Source organism: Citrobacter sp. Ca225 (genome assembly GCF_030337175.1).
In the GTDB taxonomy this organism is placed as follows: domain Bacteria; phylum Pseudomonadota; class Gammaproteobacteria; order Enterobacterales; family Enterobacteriaceae; genus Citrobacter_A; species Citrobacter_A amalonaticus.
This window is the reverse complement of record NZ_JAOWCD010000046.1, coordinates 19,766-36,768: the sequence shown is the minus strand read 5'-3', so window position 1 is coordinate 36,768 and position 17,003 is coordinate 19,766. Positions and strand designations below refer to the sequence as shown.

The 17,003-nt window shown below is 55.8% G+C and carries 15 protein-coding genes; 3 read left to right on the top strand and 12 right to left on the bottom strand.

Annotated elements, in window-relative coordinates; all coding sequences use genetic code 11:
* Nucleotides 1-20: 20 nt before the first annotated feature.
* Entirely contained in the window at nucleotides 21-3,908 is a 3,888-nt protein-coding gene (gene purL, locus OGW13_RS02205; RefSeq protein ID WP_054176532.1) for a phosphoribosylformylglycinamidine synthase, read from the bottom strand.
* A gap of 261 nt (nucleotides 3,909-4,169) precedes the next feature.
* Between purL and mltF the strand changes: the two genes are divergently transcribed.
* Entirely contained in the window at nucleotides 4,170-5,720 is a 1,551-nt protein-coding gene (mltF, locus tag OGW13_RS02200) for a membrane-bound lytic murein transglycosylase MltF (RefSeq protein WP_042999791.1), read from the top strand.
* Between the two features lie 15 nt (nucleotides 5,721-5,735).
* On the opposite strand, the gene tadA is transcribed toward mltF, so the two are convergent.
* Genes tadA through murQ form a run of 4 tightly spaced genes read right to left on the bottom strand, consistent with a single transcriptional unit; the run spans nucleotide 5,736 to nucleotide 9,206 of the window.
* Nucleotides 5,736-6,254, bottom strand: a complete 519-nt coding sequence (gene tadA, locus OGW13_RS02195) for a tRNA adenosine(34) deaminase TadA (RefSeq protein ID WP_071887577.1) — start codon at nucleotides 6,252-6,254, stop codon at nucleotides 5,736-5,738.
* Nucleotides 6,255-6,297: 43 nt separating this feature from the next.
* Complete coding sequence (gene yfhb, locus OGW13_RS02190; RefSeq protein WP_042999789.1) at nucleotides 6,298-6,933, bottom strand: phosphatidylglycerophosphatase C; 636 nt, start codon at nucleotides 6,931-6,933, stop codon at nucleotides 6,298-6,300.
* 3 nt (nucleotides 6,934-6,936) lie between these two features.
* On the bottom strand, nucleotides 6,937-8,301 hold the full coding sequence (locus tag OGW13_RS02185) for a PTS transporter subunit EIIC (protein WP_042999788.1): 1,365 nt from the start codon (nucleotides 8,299-8,301) through the stop codon (nucleotides 6,937-6,939).
* 2 nt (nucleotides 8,302-8,303) lie between these two features.
* Nucleotides 8,304-9,206 (bottom strand): N-acetylmuramic acid 6-phosphate etherase, encoded by a 903-nt coding sequence (gene murQ, locus OGW13_RS02180; protein ID WP_042999787.1) that lies wholly within the window; start codon nucleotides 9,204-9,206, stop codon nucleotides 8,304-8,306.
* 116 nt (nucleotides 9,207-9,322) lie between these two features.
* On the opposite strand from murQ, the gene OGW13_RS02175 reads away from it, so the two are divergent.
* Both OGW13_RS02175 and OGW13_RS02170 read left to right on the top strand, forming a co-directional pair.
* Nucleotides 9,323-10,171 carry a MurR/RpiR family transcriptional regulator gene (locus OGW13_RS02175; RefSeq protein ID WP_042999786.1) on the top strand — a complete coding sequence of 283 codons (849 nt, stop codon included), beginning with the start codon at nucleotides 9,323-9,325 and terminating at the stop codon, nucleotides 10,169-10,171.
* Nucleotides 10,172-10,226: 55 nt separating this feature from the next.
* Nucleotides 10,227-10,487: a YfhL family 4Fe-4S dicluster ferredoxin gene (locus OGW13_RS02170; protein WP_042999785.1), complete on the top strand. Its 261-nt coding sequence runs from the start codon at nucleotides 10,227-10,229 to the stop codon at nucleotides 10,485-10,487.
* On the opposite strand, the gene acpS is transcribed toward OGW13_RS02170, so the two are convergent.
* The 7 genes from acpS to lepA form a co-directional block, all read right to left on the bottom strand.
* Entirely contained in the window at nucleotides 10,484-10,864 is a 381-nt protein-coding gene (gene acpS, locus OGW13_RS02165; RefSeq protein WP_042999784.1) for a holo-ACP synthase, read from the bottom strand. The two genes, OGW13_RS02170 and acpS, sit on opposite strands and share 4 nt — an antisense overlap.
* Entirely contained in the window at nucleotides 10,864-11,595 is a 732-nt protein-coding gene (gene pdxJ, locus OGW13_RS02160; protein ID WP_042999783.1) for a pyridoxine 5'-phosphate synthase, read from the bottom strand. Before pdxJ ends, acpS begins: the two co-directional genes overlap by 1 nt.
* A gap of 16 nt (nucleotides 11,596-11,611) precedes the next feature.
* Nucleotides 11,612-12,322: a DNA repair protein RecO gene (gene recO / locus OGW13_RS02155; protein WP_043001853.1), complete on the bottom strand. Its 711-nt coding sequence runs from the start codon at nucleotides 12,320-12,322 to the stop codon at nucleotides 11,612-11,614.
* A gap of 29 nt (nucleotides 12,323-12,351) precedes the next feature.
* Nucleotides 12,352-13,257 (bottom strand): GTPase Era, encoded by a 906-nt coding sequence (gene era / locus OGW13_RS02150; RefSeq protein ID WP_042999782.1) that lies wholly within the window; start codon nucleotides 13,255-13,257, stop codon nucleotides 12,352-12,354.
* Nucleotides 13,254-13,934 carry a ribonuclease III gene (rnc, locus tag OGW13_RS02145; RefSeq protein WP_042291512.1) on the bottom strand — a complete coding sequence of 227 codons (681 nt, stop codon included), beginning with the start codon at nucleotides 13,932-13,934 and terminating at the stop codon, nucleotides 13,254-13,256. The genes era and rnc overlap by 4 nt, the downstream gene beginning before the upstream one ends.
* Before the next feature lie 273 nt (nucleotides 13,935-14,207).
* Nucleotides 14,208-15,182 carry a signal peptidase I gene (gene lepB / locus OGW13_RS02140; protein ID WP_042999781.1) on the bottom strand — a complete coding sequence of 325 codons (975 nt, stop codon included), beginning with the start codon at nucleotides 15,180-15,182 and terminating at the stop codon, nucleotides 14,208-14,210.
* A 16-nt stretch (nucleotides 15,183-15,198) separates the two neighbouring features.
* Nucleotides 15,199-16,998, bottom strand: coding sequence for a translation elongation factor 4 (lepA, locus tag OGW13_RS02135; RefSeq protein ID WP_042999780.1), 1,800 nt, complete (start codon nucleotides 16,996-16,998; stop codon nucleotides 15,199-15,201).
* Between the last annotated feature and the right edge of the window lie 5 nt (nucleotides 16,999-17,003).

The window sequence follows — 17,003 nt, the reverse complement described above, 5'->3', positions numbered from 1 at the left end:
GTTTTTCTGTTTCAGAAGGTTTATCCCAACTGCTTGCGGGCGTTACGGAAGATACGCATCCACGGACCGTCCTCACCCCAGTTTTCCGGGTGCCATGAGTTGCTGACGGTACGGTACACACGTTCCGGATGCGGCATCATCACCGTCACACGACCACTTTCCGTGGTGACAGCGGTAATCCCATTCGGCGAGCCGTTCGGGTTAGCCGGGTAGGTTTCCGTTACGTTGCCAAAGTTATCGACAAAGCGCAGTGCGACCAGACCTTTGCTTTCCAGCGCCGCCAGATGGGCTGCGTCGCGAACTTCAACGCGCCCTTCTCCGTGCGAGACGGCGATAGGCATCATTGACCCGACCATGCCCTGCAGCAACAGAGACGGGCTCTGGGTCACCTCAACCAGGCTGAAGCGGGCTTCAAAGCGATCCGAATGGTTACGCACAAAGCGCGGCCACAGGTCACTGCCCGGGATCAGTTCACGCAGATTCGACATCATCTGACAGCCGTTACACACACCCAGCGCCAGCGTTTGTGGACGATGGAAGAAGGTTTCGAACTCATCGCGCACGCGGTTGTTGAACAGAATTGATTTCGCCCAGCCCTCACCCGCGCCCAGTACGTCGCCGTAAGAGAAGCCGCCGCAGGCCACCAGCGCCTGGAAGTTACCCAGACCCGTGCGGCCACCGAGCAGATCGCTCATGTGCACGTCAATCGCGTCAAAGCCTGCACGCTGGAACGCCGCAGCCATTTCGACGTGAGAGTTCACCCCTTGCTCACGCAGTACCGCCACTTTCGGACGCGCACCGGTCGCAATATACGGTGCGGCGATATCGTCATTAATATCAAAGGTCAGCTTCGCGCTAAGGCCCGGATCGGCATCGTTGGTTTTCGCATCGTGCTCCTGATCGGCACACTCCGGGTTATCACGCAGACGCTGCATTTGCCAGGTGGTTTCGGCCCACCAGATGCGAAGCGTCGTGCGACTTTCGCTGAAGACGGTCTGACCGTTGGCTTCGATAACAAAACGATCGCCCGTGACGGCCTGACCCAGGTAATGTACGCAATCGCCCAGACCGTGTTGCGCCAGCAGTGCTTCCACCGCCTCGCGATCCGCTGCGCGAACCTGAATCACCGCGCCAAGTTCTTCGTTGAACAACGCCGCCAGACGATCGTCGCCCAGTGCGGCGATATCCGCCTGAACCCCACAGTGGCCGGTAAAGGCCATTTCCGCCAGCGTCACCAGCAGGCCGCCATCGGAACGGTCGTGATAAGCGAGCAGTTTACGTTGCGCCACCAGCGCCTGCATCGCGTCGTAGAAGCCCTTCAGTTGCGCGACGTCACGCACATCTGCCGGCGTATCGCCAAGCTGGCGGTATACCTGCGCCAGCGCCGTCGCACCCAGCGCGTTGTGGCCACGGCCCAGGTCGATCAGCAGCAGCGCGTTGTCTTCAGTAAAAAGCTGCGGGGTGATGGTATGACGCACATCTTCCACGCGAGCAAAAGCGGAAATCACCAGCGACAGCGGCGAGGTCATTTCGCGCTGTTCGTTGCCTTCCTGCCAGCGGGTTTTCATCGACATCGAGTCTTTACCCACCGGAATCGTCAGACCCAGCGCCGGACAGAGTTCTTCACCGACCGCTTTCACCGCTTCGTATAAACCGGCATCTTCGCCCGGGTGACCGGCTGCGGCCATCCAGTTAGCGGAAAGCTTAATGCGTTTGATATCGCCAATCTGCGTTGCCGCGATATTGGTCAATGCTTCCCCGACCGCCAGACGGGCAGAAGCGGAGAAGTCGAGCAGCGCCACTGGCGCACGTTCGCCGATCGACATCGCTTCACCGTAGTAGCTATCGAGGCTGGCGGTGGTCACCGCGCAGTTCGCCACCGGCACCTGCCACGGACCGACCATCTGATCGCGAGACACCATCCCGGTCACAGTACGGTCGCCAATGGTGACCAGGAAGGTTTTTTCCGCCACCGTCGGCAGATGCAGAACGCGTTTAACTGCATCCGCAATGGTGATGTCAGCACGATCCAGTGCCTCACCTTTCGCCTTCAGCGTCTGAACGTCGCGGGTCATCTTCGGCGTTTTGCCGAGCAGTACGTCAAGCGGCAGATCGATAGGCTGGTTGTTGAAGTGACGATCGTTTAGCGACAGATGCTGTTCTTCGGTCGCCTCACCAATTACCGCATACGGCGCGCGCTCGCGCTTACACAGCTCGTCGAACAGCGGCAGTTGGTCCGCCGCCACAGCCAGCACGTAACGTTCCTGGGACTCGTTACACCAGATCTCCAGCGGGCTCATACCCGGCTCATCGCTGAGGATGTCACGCAGTTCGAATTTACCGCCGCGTCCGCCGTCACTAACCAGTTCAGGCATCGCGTTCGACAGACCGCCGGCGCCAACGTCGTGGATAAACAGGATCGGGTTGGCGTCACCCAACTGCCAGCAGCGGTCGATCACTTCCTGGCAGCGGCGTTCCATCTCCGGGTTATCACGCTGTACCGAGGCAAAATCAAGATCCGCGTCAGACTGGCCGGAGGCCATCGAGGAAGCCGCACCGCCGCCCAGGCCGATATTCATCGCCGGACCGCCGAGAACGATCAGCTTCGCCCCGACGACGATCTCGCCTTTCTGTACGTGATCGGCACGAATGTTACCAATCCCGCCCGCCAGCATGATCGGCTTGTGATAGCCGCGCAGCTCTTCGCCATTGTGGCTGTTCACTTTTTCTTCGTAAGTACGGAAATAGCCGTTCAGCGCAGGACGACCAAATTCATTGTTAAACGCCGCGCCGCCCAGCGGGCCTTCAGTCATGATATCCAGCGCGGTCACAATACGCTCTGGCTTGCCGAAGTCTTCTTCCCACGGCTGCTCAAAGCCCGGAATGCGCAGGTTAGAAACGGAGAAGCCTACCAGACCCGCTTTTGGCTTCGCGCCGCGTCCGGTTGCCCCTTCATCACGGATTTCACCGCCGGAACCAGTCGCCGCCCCCGGCCACGGCGAGATCGCCGTCGGGTGGTTATGGGTTTCCACCTTCATCAGGATGTGCGCCGGCTCCTGGTGGAAGTCATAGCGACCGGTCGCGTGGTCGGCAAAGTAACGCCCCACTTCAGACCCTTCCATCACCGCCGCGTTATCTTTATACGCGGAAAGCACGTGGTCCGGTGTGGTTTCAAAGGTGTTTTTGATCATCTTGAACAGCGACTTCGGTTGTTGCTTGCCATCGATGATCCAGTCGGCGTTGAAAATCTTGTGACGGCAGTGCTCAGAGTTCGCCTGCGCAAACATGTAGAGTTCGATGTCGTTCGGGTTGCGCCCCAGTCGGGTAAACGCGTCCTGCAGGTAATCAATTTCGTCATCCGCCAGCGCCAGACCGAGACGCAGGTTAGCATCAATCAGCGCCTGACGGCCTTCACCCAGCAGATCAACACTTGCAACCGGCGCCGGCTGATGGTGAGCAAACAGTTTTTCCGCATCGGTTAACGAAGAGAACACCGTCTCCATCATTCGATCGTGCAGTTCAGCGGCAACCCACTGCCACTGCTCAGCGCTTAGCGTGGAGGCCTCAACGTAATAAGCGACGCCGCGTTCCAGACGGTCAATTTGTTGCAGACCGCAGTTATGGGCGATATCTGTCGCTTTGGAAGACCAGGGGGAGATGGTGCCAGGGCGAGGCGTCACCAGTAGCAGTTTCCCTTCCGGGGTGTGGCTGCTCAGGCTGGGACCGTATTTCAGCAGACGGGCAAGCTGCGCGTGCTCATCCTCGTTCAACGGAGCGTTCAGGTCAGCGAAATGGACGTACTCGGCGTAAATATTGCTTACCTGGAGGTTGGCAGCCTGAAAACGTGCCAGCAGTTTGTTAATACGGAATGCGGACAGTGCAGGCGAACCACGTAGAATTTCCATCATAAGTCTCTCGTCTTCTAAGCTAAGCTTTCGGTGTGCCCAAGTGGGGAAACGGGCGTCATTATAAAGAATCTGAGCCGCCGACGAAACCGTTTGCGTCGAAATAAAATCCACCGCCGTTATTGTCATACGATGCTGCCAATGGCTGTAATTAGTTGCCAACTGGCGCAAGTTTAAGCAAAATGCCGCTCATTGATGAATACTCCTGGCCTTTCTATTCTTTTTCCCATCCTGAGGCAACGCACGGTTCAGAGAATTAACTAATTGAAAAAATTAAAGATTAATTATCTGTTCATCGGCATACTGACGCTGCTGCTGGCGGCGGCCCTCTGGCCCTCTATCCCCTGGTTCGGTAAAGCCGATAATCGTATCGCCGCGATCCAGTCGCGGGGAGAGTTGCGCGTGAGCACAATTGAGTCGCCGCTCACCTGGGCGAAACTCGACGGTAAGCCGTACGGGCTCGATTACGAGCTGGCGCAGCAGTTCGCCAGCTATCTGGGGGTAAAACTGAAGATTACCGTCCGCCAGAACATCAGCCAGCTGTTTGACGATCTGGATAATGGTGACGCCGACCTGCTGGCGGCCGGGCTGGTCTACAACAGTGAACGAGTGAAAAACTATCAGCCAGGGCCGACTTACTATTCGGTATCCCAGCAACTGGTCTACAAAGTGGGTCAGTATCGTCCCCGTACGTTGGCCAGCGTGACGGAAAGTCAACTCACTATCACGCCGGGACACGTGGTGGCAAACGATCTGCAAACGCTGAAACAGACAAAATACCCTGAGCTGAGCTGGCGGATCGATGAGAAAAAAGGCTCAACGGAACTGCTGGATGCGGTGATTGCCGGACAGCTGGATTACACCATTGCCGACTCTGTCGCCATCAGCCTCTACCAACGCGTTCATCCCGAACTTGCTGTTGCGCTGGATATCACCGACGAACAGCCGGTGACCTGGTTTAGTCAGCTGGATGATGACAACACGCTGTCTGCCGCCCTGCTCGATTTCTTCAACGGCATGAATGAGGACGGCTCCCTGGCGCGTCTCGAAGAAAAATATCTGGGGCACGGCGATGATTTTGACTATGTCGATACCCGCACCTTTCTGCGCGCGGTTGATGCCATGCTCCCCGACCTGAAACCTCTGTTTGAAAAACACGCCCAGGAGATTGGCTGGCAGCTGCTTGCGGCGATCTCCTGGCAGGAATCGCATTGGGATCCGCAGGCCACATCACCAACCGGCGTGCGCGGCATGATGATGCTCACCAAAAACACCGCACAAAGTCTCGGTCTGACCGACAGAACCGATCCTGAGCAGAGCATCAGCGGTGGAGCACGCTACTTACAGGACATGATGAGTAAAGTGCCGGACACCGTACCCGAGAACGAGCGTATCTGGTTTGCGCTGGCGGCCTATAACATGGGTTATGCGCATATGCTTGATGCGCGGGCGCTGACAGCCAAAACGAAGGGAAACCCGGACAGTTGGGCAGACGTCAAACAGCGTCTGCCGTTGCTCAGTCAAAAACAGTATTACAGCAAGCTGACCTACGGCTATGCGCGCGGACATGAGGCCTACGCCTACGTTGAAAACATCCGTAAATATCAGATAAGCCTGCAGGGCTATTTGCAGGAGAAAGAAAAGCAACTGGCTGAAGAGATGAAACTGGCACAAGAGTATCCGGTCGTCTCACCAACGGAATTTGGCAAACAGCGGCGACCACTCGCCGCCTTCCTGTCGCAATCGTCATCCAGTTATCTGACGCACTCGCCGTCGCTGCTGCGTTTACCGCAGAAGAAAGAGGACAAAGAGTAAACAGAACCGCAATGCCTACTGGCTTGCGGCTTTCTTCAACGCTTTGATCTCCTGACGGCGCATGCGGAAGAAATCGCTGAGCAGCGTCGCACACTCCTCACGCAATATTCCTTCAGTGACCTCAACGCGATGGTTCATTCCCGGATGATGCAGAACATCCATCAGCGAACCGGCAGCGCCGGTTTTTGCATCGCGCGCGCCGAACACCACATGGCGGATACGGCTGTGTACCATCGCACCAGCGCACATGACGCACGGCTCAAGGGTCACATACAGCGTCGCGTCAATCAGACGATAATTTTGCAGGACGAGGCCGCCCTGACGTAGCGCCATGATCTCTGCGTGCGCGGTGGGATCGTGATGGCCAATCGGGCGGTTCCAGCCTTCACCGATCACGCGATTGTTGTGCACTAATACGGCACCGACCGGGACTTCACGTTCATCCCAGGCGCGCTTCGCCAGCGTTAACGCATGACGCATCCAGTATTCGTGACTAAATTCAACATCTGACAAAAGGGTTACTCCGGTAATCATTGCGGGCGCATTATACAGGGTCGCGATACCCTTCGTCTTTCAACTATTCCAGTTGCTGGAGTTCTCCACGAGGCGTGACGCGCCAGCGGTGCTGGCAAAAATAGAGCAGCGGGTTGTCCTGATTGCTGTCGCTGTAGCCGCTGTAAAGGCGCAGTGGCGTGCCGATTTTACGCTCCAGCTGTGCGACTTTTTCATGCCCCAGACAGCGCAGGGTCAGTACCCAACCGCCGTACCCCCGCTTCATCTGGCTGGCGATCAGATTCACGCGCGGCAGCCACGGCGTATCAACATAAACCTGTTCCACCAGCGACTGCGGCGAACCGGTGATGAGCCAGATATCGGCATCGGAGCTGAGCAGATAGGTGGTCAGACGCTCTTGTACCTGAGGAAACGCCGTAACGTTCTGTCGGAACCATCGAACAAAATCGGCCTGCCTGGCCTGTAGACTGGCCTCGCTGTGGCCGAAGGTACATCCCCACAACAGCAGACTCATCGGCCAGCGCGCAGCGCGTCCTTTAATCAATAACGCACCGACAATCACGGGCAACAACGGCAGCACAAGCAGCGCATTCAGCGGCTGGCGACGCAACAGATAGCGCAGGAAACTGCCAAACATATCCTGCTGATGTAGCGTACCATCCAAATCAAAAAAGACGACACGACGCGCGTGATTGGTCAAACCTTACTCCTCGGGATCGTTGAATCCTAACAGCCAGGTAAACAGGAACCCGGCTATCACTGCTACTAAATAGCCTAACAGATAGAACATCACTTTTCCGGCAACAATCGTTAACGCCAGCGGTAATCCGGAAATACCGAAGGTGATGACGGTGGCGACCTTCCAGTAGCTGATCAGCGCTCCGCCTACTGCGCCACCAAGACAGGCGCCAATAAACGGTTTGCCCAGGGGAAGCGTGACGCCAAAAATCAGCGGTTCGCCAATACCGAGTAATCCCACCGGTAACGCCCCCTTAATCACTTTTTTCAACCGCGCGTTACGGGTTTTCATTAGCACGGCAATTGCCGCGCCCACTTGCCCGACGCCCGCCATCGCCAGAATGGGAAAGAGCGCGTTATAGCCATGCGCCTGCACCAGCTCAACGTGAATCGGCACCAGCCCCTGATGCAGCCCCGTCAGCACCAGTGGCAGGAAGGTTCCCGCCAGAACCGCGCCGACCAGAAAGCCGCCGCGATCGATAGCCCAGGACGCGCCGTGAGCAATAGACTCCGAAATCCAGCCGCCCAGCGGTTGCAGCGCCACAATCGCAATCGAGCCGGTGATGATGGTCGTCAGTAGCGGATTGAGGATAAGCTCCAGCGAGCCGGGTAACACGTCGCGGAATTTACGCTCGATCCAGCACATCAGCGCCACCACCAGCAGCACGGCAATCACCCCACCACGGCCTGGCTGGAGCGCTTCACCAAACAGCGTAATTTGCGCCAGTTGCGGACTCGACAGAATGCCCGCCATCACGCCGCCCATCGCCAGCGAACCACCGAAGACTTTGGCGGTATTCACCCCCACCAGAATGTTCATGATGGCGAAAACTGCACTGCCGAATATCCCCATCAGCCCCAGCATGTTGGGGTAATGGGTGGCGAAATCGCCGACGATATCCGGGCGTTTGAGAATGTTAATGATGCCGGTGATTAAACCGGAGGCGATAAACGCCGGGATCAGGGGAATAAAAACATTCGCCAGCTTGCGTAGCGCATCGCTCATCGGCGCTTTGTACTTTGCTTTGGCCTGCGATTTCGTGCGCTCAATGTCATCGACTGCCGGGCGCGCGCTCCCCTGCGCCAACAGCGCTCGCATGGCATCAACGACCTTTGCCGCCTTTCCGGGTCCGACGATGATCTGATGCTGCGCCCCCTGCTTCACATAGCCACTGACGCCCGGTAGCTGTTTCAGATGCGGGATATCCAACAGCGTATCGTCTTTCACTTCCACCCGGACGCGCGTCATACAATTTTCCAGACGCAGAATATTTTGTTCTCCGCCTATTCCCAGCAGAATATCGCTGGCAAGGGTCGCCATCTTATCCATAGTTACCTCGATGAATCAGCTAACGCAGCGCGTAAGAATCCCTGATGGGCGGCCAGTTTTTCGCGCGCCGCATCAGCATTGAGACCGCTCAGCGCCATAAGAATGGCCGGTTTCACGTCAAAATCGGTCTGTCTGAGCAGCGTTTCCGCCTCAGCGCGGGCAATGCCTGTGGCTTCAACCACCATTCGACACGCGCGGTCCATCAGTTTGATATTGGTGGCTTTCATATCCACCATCAGGTTCTGGTACACCTTGCCAAACTTCACCATCGCCCCGGTGGAGATCATATTGAGCACCAGCTTTTGCGCGGTACCGGATTTCAGACGCGTTGAGCCTGTCAGCGCCTCAGGCCCTACTACGGGTGAAATCGCAATATCCGCTTCCTGCGCAATCGGCGAGTCCGGATTACAGGAGATAGCAACCGTGGTACAACCCGTTTTGCGGGCATATTTCAGTCCACCGATGACATACGGCGTACGCCCTGATGCCGCCAGCCCAACCACCAGATCCTGCGGCACGAGGTTCAGGGCAATAAGATCGTCTTCACCGAGCTGCGCGTTGTCTTCTGCCCCTTCAACGGCTTTCAGCAATGCTCCCGGACCACCGGCGATTAGCCCCACCACCAGACCATGAGGAACGCCAAACGTCGGTGGGCATTCAGACGCATCCAGCACGCCGAGTCGCCCACTGGTCCCTGCGCCCATATAGATAATCCGACCACCGGATTTTAACGCTTCAGCCGCGGCATCGACGGCGCTCGCAACATCGGGCAATGTTGCTTTTACTGCTTCCGCTACCAGCGTATCCTGTTGATTAAAACGGTGAACCAGATCCAGCGTTGATAACGCGTCGAGGTCCATTGTTTGCGGATTACGGGTTTCTGATACTAAAGCGCCGAGATTCATGTTTGCTCCTCAGGAATTTTTAATTCATATTAACGACCAATAATGGAATATAATATTCGTGCAGGCGAGTGAAATTTCATTTTGTCGCCGCCATCACGTTTTCGTCAGGAGAGACCATGAACTGTTTAATTCGCATCCGCCAGCGCTACCCGGGATTTGCGCAGAGCGATAAAAAACTCGCGGACTATCTTCTGATACAACCCGACACTGCCCGCCACCTTAGCTCTCAGCAACTGGCCGCCGAAGCGGGCGTCAGTCAGTCGAGCGTGGTGAAGTTCGCACAAAAGCTCGGCTATAAGGGATTCCCGGCGTTGAAACTGGCGATCAGCGAAGCGCTGGTCAGCAATCCGAACCCGCATTCGGTGCCAGTGCATAACCAGATCCGTGGCGACGATCCCCTGCGTCTGGTCGGCGAGAAACTGATCAAAGAGAATGTGGCGGCGATGCATGCCACGCTGGATGTCAACACGGAAGAGAAGCTGAGCGAAAGCGTGACGATGCTGCGTAACGCCCGTCGGATCGTGTTAACCGGGATTGGTGCCTCCGGCCTGGTAGCGCAGAATTTTGCCTGGAAGCTGATGAAAATCGGCCTGAACGCTATTGTTGAGCGCGATATGCATGCGCTGTTGGCCACGGTTCAGGCGCTGACGCCGGACGATCTGCTGTTAGCGATTTCCTACAGCGGCGAACGTCGAGAACTGAACCTGGCGGCAGAAGAGACTTTACGCGTCGGCGGGCAGATCCTGGCGATCACGGGTTTCACCCCTAATGGGCTTCAGCAGCGCGCCAGCCACTGCCTGTATACCATCGCGGAAGAACAGGCCACCCGCAGTGCGGCGATCTCTTCAACCCACGCGCAAATGATGCTCACCGATCTGCTTTTTATGGCGCTGGTACAGCAGGATCTGGAGCACGCACCTGAACGTATTCGCCACAGCGAGGCGCTGGTAAAAAAACTGGTCTGAGCAAGGAATGCGCGTATAATGCCCGCCCGGTTTGTGTTGTTTTGAGAGTTTCCTGATGGCCCTGTTAATCACGAAAAAATGCATCAATTGCGATATGTGCGAACCCGAATGTCCAAATGAGGCCATTTCGATGGGTGACAGCATCTATGAGATTAACAGCGACAAATGCACCGAGTGCGTCGGGCATTACGACACGCCCACCTGCCAGAAGGTGTGCCCGATCCCCAATACGATCCTCAAAGACCCGGCACATGTCGAAACGGAAGAACAACTGTGGGACAAATTTGTCCAGATGCACCACGCCGATAAAATCTAACTTTCGATAATGACCGTGGCGCAGGCATAGTGACGTTCGTCGGCCAGCGTTACGTGCATATGCGCAACGCCTAGTTTTTCCGCCAGCGCTAACGCCTCTCCCCACAACCGCAAGCGCGGTTTACCAAGTTCGTCGTTAAACACTTCAAACTGATTAAATGCCAGCCCATTGCGAATACCGGTACCAAAAGCTTTCGCCGCCGCCTCTTTGACGGCAAAGCGTTTTGCCAGAAAACGCACCGGCTGCTGGTGCGTTTCCCAGATAGCCCACTCGTTAGCGCTGAGCACTCGTCGGGCAAGCCGGTCACCGGAACGGGAGATCACCGCTTCAATGCGCGCAATCTCCACGATATCAGTGCCTAATCCAAGAATGGCCATTAGCCGCGCGCTTCCAGCATCAGACGTTTCATTTCCGCGACGGCGTCTTTTAGCCCGCTCATCACCGCACGACCGATAATCGCATGACCGATATTCAGCTCGTGCATTTCCGGCAGTGCGGCAATGGCTTTGACGTTGTGATAGGTCAGGCCGTGTCCCGCATTGACTTTCAGCCCCAGGCTTGCGGCGAAGGTGGCGGCTTTCGCGATGCGCGCCAATTCCTGCGCCTGTTCCGCATCGGTTTTCGCATCCGCATAGCAGCCGGTATGAATTTCAATGTACGGTGCGCCGACGTCAGCAGCCGCTTTGATTTGCGCGTCATCGGCGTCAATAAACAGCGACACAAGGATCCCGGCGTCAGCCAGACGTTTACAGGCATCACGCATTTTGTCGCGCTGCCCGGCCACATCCAGGCCACCTTCGGTGGTCACTTCCTGGCGCTTTTCCGGCACCAGGCAGCAAAAATGCGGTTTGGTTTCCACGGCAATCGCCAGCATCTCTTCCGTCACCGCCATTTCCAGGTTCATACGCGTGTCCAGCGTCTGGCGCAGAATGCGGACATCGCGGTCGGTAATGTGACGGCGATCTTCACGTAAATGGACGGTAATGCCATCAGCCCCCGCCTGCTCGGCAATGAATGCCGCCTGAACCGGATCCGGATATGCAGTACCGCGTGCATTACGTAACGTGGCAATGTGGTCAATGTTGACGCCTAACAGTAATTCAGCCATGACAATCCTCGTGATTTTATGTTCGCTTCGGCATGAACTGCCGGAATAATTCGCGGCTCTTTAAGGGTTTACCACCAAGATACGGCTTCAGCGCTATGCGGGTAAAGCGTTTCGCCGCGCGTAGCGTATCAACATCCGGAAATTCGCGTTCTGCCAGCGCCCGCAGATGGCGTCCGGTAAAGGTGCTGTTGTCAATCACAACGCTGGCGATAAAGCCTTTTTCTTCGCGATAGCGGTAGGTCATGGTGTCATCCACCGGCTCACCGCTGCCCGCGCAGTGCAGGAAATCGACTCCATACCCGAGGTGGCCGAGCAGCGCCAGTTCAAAACGACGCAGCACGGGTTCCGGCGTTCCCGTAGCCCCCGCCAGTGCCTGAATGCAATGCAGATAATCGAAAAAGAGTTCAGAAAAGCGGGTTTCGTGTTCCAGCACGCGGGCGAGCAGTTCGTTGACGTACAGGCCGCTGTACAGCGTGATACCGCTCAGAGGGAGCGCCAGAGAAACCGCTTCCGCGCTACGCAGCGTTTTGACGTCACCACGTCCGCCAAAGCGGACTAACAGGGGGGTGAAAGGTTGAAGGGCACCTTTCAGATTAGAGCGCTTAGAACGTGCGCCTTTAGCAACAAGACGCACGCGACCCGACTCTTCCGTGAAGACGTCCAGCATCAGGCTGGTTTCGCTCCAGGGGCGACTATGCAGGACAAATGCGCGCTGCCAGCCCTCCATCATACTCGTCGCCTGTTCGGAGCGCAGGTTTAGAGATCGTCGACGTAACCGAGACTGCGCAGCGCGCGTTCGTCATCGGCCCAGCCGGATTTCACTTTCACCCACAGTTCAAGATGAACCGGAGCTTCGAACATTTCCTGCATGTCTTTACGCGCTTCAATACCGATGGTCTTGATTTTGGCCCCTTTGTTGCCAATAACCATCTTCTTTTGCCCTTCGCGCTCAACGAGGATCAGCCCGTTGATGTCATAACCGCCGCGCTCGTTTGACACGAAGCGTTCGATTTCCACAGTCACGGAGTACGGCAGTTCAGCGCCAAGGAAACGCATCAGCTTTTCACGGATGATTTCAGAAGCCATAAAACGCTGTGAGCGATCGGTGATGTAATCTTCCGGGAAGTGATGCTCCGCTTCCGGCAGATGCTTGCGCACGATGCCCGCGACGGTGTCGACATTCATCCCGGTTTCCGCAGAGATCGGTACGATGTCGAGGAAGTCCATCTGACTTGCCAGGAACTGCAAATGCGGCAGCAGATCGGCTTTTTCCTGCACGTTATCTACTTTATTGACGGCCAGAATCACCGGCGCTTTACCGTCACGCAGTTTATTGAGCACCATCTCGTCATCCGGCGTCCAGCGGGTGCCTTCCACCACAAAGATCACCAGTTCAACATCACCAATGGAACTGCTGGCCGCTTTGTTCATCAGACGGTTAATCGCGCGTTTTTCTTCCATGTGCAGACCGGGGGTATCGACGTAAATCGCCTGCCAGGGCCCTTCGGTATGGATCCCGACAATACGGTGACGCGTGGTCTGCGCTTTACGGGAGGTGATCGAAATCTTCTGCCCGAGCAGGTTGTTCAACAGCGTGGATTTGCCAACATTCGGACGACCGACGATGGCAATAAATCCGCAATAGGTTTTTTCGTCGCTCATTCCAGCTCCAGTTTTTTCAACGCCTGTTCGGCGGCAGCCTGTTCCGCCTTGCGACGGCTCGAACCAGTGCCAACCACCGGTTCACTCAGGCCGCTGACCTGGCAGTGGATAGTAAATTCCTGATCGTGCGCTTCACCACGCACCTGTACCACCAGATAAGACGGCAGCGGCAGATGGCGACCCTGCAAATACTCCTGCAAACGCGTTTTCGGATCTTTTTGCTTATCGCCAGGACTGATTTCGTCCAGACGAGTCTGATACCAGTTGAGGATCAGCTTTTCGACGGTCTGAATGTCACTGTCAAGGAAAACCCCGCCAATCAACGCTTCGACGGTATCGGCCAGAATCGATTCGCGACGGAAGCCACCGCTTTTCAGTTCGCCAGGCCCTAAGCGCAGACATTCGCCCAGATCAAACTCGCGGGCTAATTCAGCCAGCGTATTCCCGCGCACCAGCGTCGCGCGCATACGGCTCATATCACCCTCGTCCACTCGCGGGAAACGGTGATACAGCGCATTTGCAATCACAAAACTTAAAATTGAGTCGCCCAGAAATTCTAAACGCTCGTTATGTTTGCTGCTGGCACTGCGATGGGTTAATGCCTGCTGCAACAACTCCTGATGAGTAAAAGTGTAGCCCAGCTTCCGTTGAAGCCGATTAATTACGATGGGGTTCATGCGATACCAATAAATAAATGCGTCAACAATTCAGCACACGAAACAGACCTGATATATGTAGCATCCTTCCGGCCGCGTTAAGCAGCTTATGTACGCTCATATAGGGGGACCAACGCTGTTTCGTGTGCCGTGGCGACCTGGAGGCGCCAACCTGAAACTTCGGGGGAATATTCTATACACAACGACGAGGGATGTCGTTAGCCTGGGCAGATTTATCGAAGAAATAATTCACGTTGCCGTCATAACGACGACAACGTGAACGATTCGCGGCAATTAGTGGATACCACCAATGCGGCTTAAACGAACGCCAGTCGGCCATTCGCCTTCTTGTTTGTCGAAACTCATCCAGATGGCAGTGGCTTTACCGACCAGATTCGCTTCCGGGACAAAGCCCCAGTAACGGCTGTCCGCGCTGTTATCGCGGTTGTCGCCCATCATGAAATACTGGCCCGGCGGCACAATCCAGGTCGCCAGCGGCTGCCCGGACTGCTGGTAATACATCCCCACCTGATCCTGAGCAATCGGCACGGTCAGAATACGGTGCGTCACGTCGCCCAGCGTCTCTTTACGCTCGGACAGACGAATACCGTTCTCTTTCGTTTCACTCAGCGGGATCTCAAAGAAACCACTGGTGGCTTCACCACCGTTACGACGTGCAAACGTCTGCACAAAATCGCTCGGCTGAACATCGCTATAGGTGACCGGCAGGGCGTTCTCACACGCCTGACCCGAACGGCAACCCGGCTGAATAGTCACTTCTTTCGCGACCGGATCATAGGTCACTTTATCACCAGGCAAACCGACCGCTCGCTTGATGTAATCCAGCCGTGGATCTTCCGGGTATTTAAAGACCACGATATCACCGCGTTTGGGATGACCCGTTTCGATCAGGGTTTTCTGGTAAATCGGATCTTTAATACCGTAGGCAAATTTCTCCACCAGAATAAAGTCACCGATCAACAGCGTCGGCATCATCGAACCTGATGGGATCTGGAAAGGTTCATAGATGAACGAACGCACAACCAGCACGATAGCCAGCACCGGGAAAACCGAAGCGCCAGTTTCCAGCCAGCCAGGCTTCGGCGAGACTTTTTTCAGCGTTGCCTTATCCAGTGAATCTCCGGCTGCAGCCTGTACCGCCGCCTGACGCTCCCGACGTTTTGGTGCGAAGATAAATTTATCCACGCACCATAAAATGCCCGTGACCAATGTGGCAATCACCAGAATCAGGGCAAACATATTCGCCATGCCAACTCCTTAAGGATTATTTGCTGTCTTTGCCGACATGCAGAATGGCGAGGAACGCTTCCTGAGGCAGCTCAACGTTACCGATCTGCTTCATCCGCTTCTTACCTTCTTTCTGCTTCTGCAACAGCTTTTTCTTACGGCTGATATCGCCGCCATAGCATTTTGCCAGAACGTTTTTACGCAACTGTTTCACAGTAGAACGCGCAATGATATGCGTCCCGATCGCCGCCTGGATCGCAATATCGAACTGTTGACGTGGGATCAGATCTTTCATCTTCTCCACCAGCTCACGACCACGGCTCTGCGAGTTATCACGGTGAGTGATCAGCGCCAGCGCATCGACACGTTCGTTGTTGATCAAGACATCAACACGCACCATGTCGGAGGCCTGGAAGCGTTTAAAGTTGTAATCCAGCGACGCATAACCGCGCGAGGTGGACTTCAGGCGGTCAAAGAAGTCGAGTACCACTTCAGCCATCGGGATTTCATAAGTCAGCGCCACCTGGTTACCGTGGTAAACCATGTTGGTCTGCACGCCACGCTTCTCAATACACAGGGTAATCACGTTACCGAGGTATGCCTGAGGCAACAGCATGTGACATTCCGCGATCGGCTCGCGCAACTCATAGATGTTATTCAGCGGTGGCAGCTTGGACGGGCTGTCGACGTAAATCGTCTCTTTCGCGGTGGTTTCGACTTCATACACAACCGTCGGCGCGGTGGTGATCAGGTCGAGATCGTATTCACGTTCCAGACGCTCCTGAATGATCTCCATGTGTAACAGACCAAGGAAGCCACAGCGGAAGCCGAAGCCCAGCGCAGTAGAACTTTCCGGCTCATAGAACAGAGAGGCGTCGTTGAGGCTAAGCTTGCCCAGCGCGTCGCGGAAGTTCTCGTAATCATCAGAGCTGACCGGGAACAGGCCCGCATAAACCTGCGGTTTTACCTTTTTGAAGCCTGGCAGCGCTTTTTCTGCCGGGTTACGTGCCTGAGTCAGGGTATCGCCAACCGGTGCGCCGAGGATGTCTTTAATCGCACACACCAGCCAACCTACCTCGCCGCACTTCAGCTCGGTACGATCAACCTGTTTAGGCGTGAAGATCCCCAGACGGTCAGCGTTATAGGTCTGACCGGTACTCATCACTTTGATTTTGTCGCCTTTACGCAGGGTACCGTTTTTAATACGCACCAGCGAGACAACGCCGAGATAGTTATCGAACCAGGAGTCGATGATCAGCGCCTGTAACGGTCCATCCGGATCGCCCTGCGGCGGCGGAATATCACGCACCAGACGTTCCAGAACGTCGGTCACGCCCACGCCAGTTTTCGCCGAGCAGCGCACGGCATCAGTCGCATCAATACCAACGATGTCTTCAATCTCTTCGGCGACACGCTCGGGATCGGCGGCTGGCAGGTCAATTTTATTGAGGACCGGCACCACTTCGAGATCCATTTCCATCGCGGTGTAGCAGTTTGCCAGGGTTTGCGCTTCGACGCCCTGCCCGGCATCCACCACCAGCAGTGCGCCTTCACAAGCGGCAAGCGAACGAGAAACTTCATACGAGAAGTCAACGTGGCCTGGGGTGTCGATGAAGTTAAGCTGGTATGTTTCACCATCAGCGGATTTGAAATCGAGCGTTACGCTCTGCGCTTTGATAGTAATACCGCGCTCACGCTCAAGATCCATCGAGTCGAGAACCTGCGCTTCCATTTCACGGTCAGACAGGCCACCGCAGATCTGAATAATACGGTCAGACAGCGTCGATTTACCGTGGTCGATGTGAGCAATGATCGAAAAGTTACGTATGTTCTTCATATAGT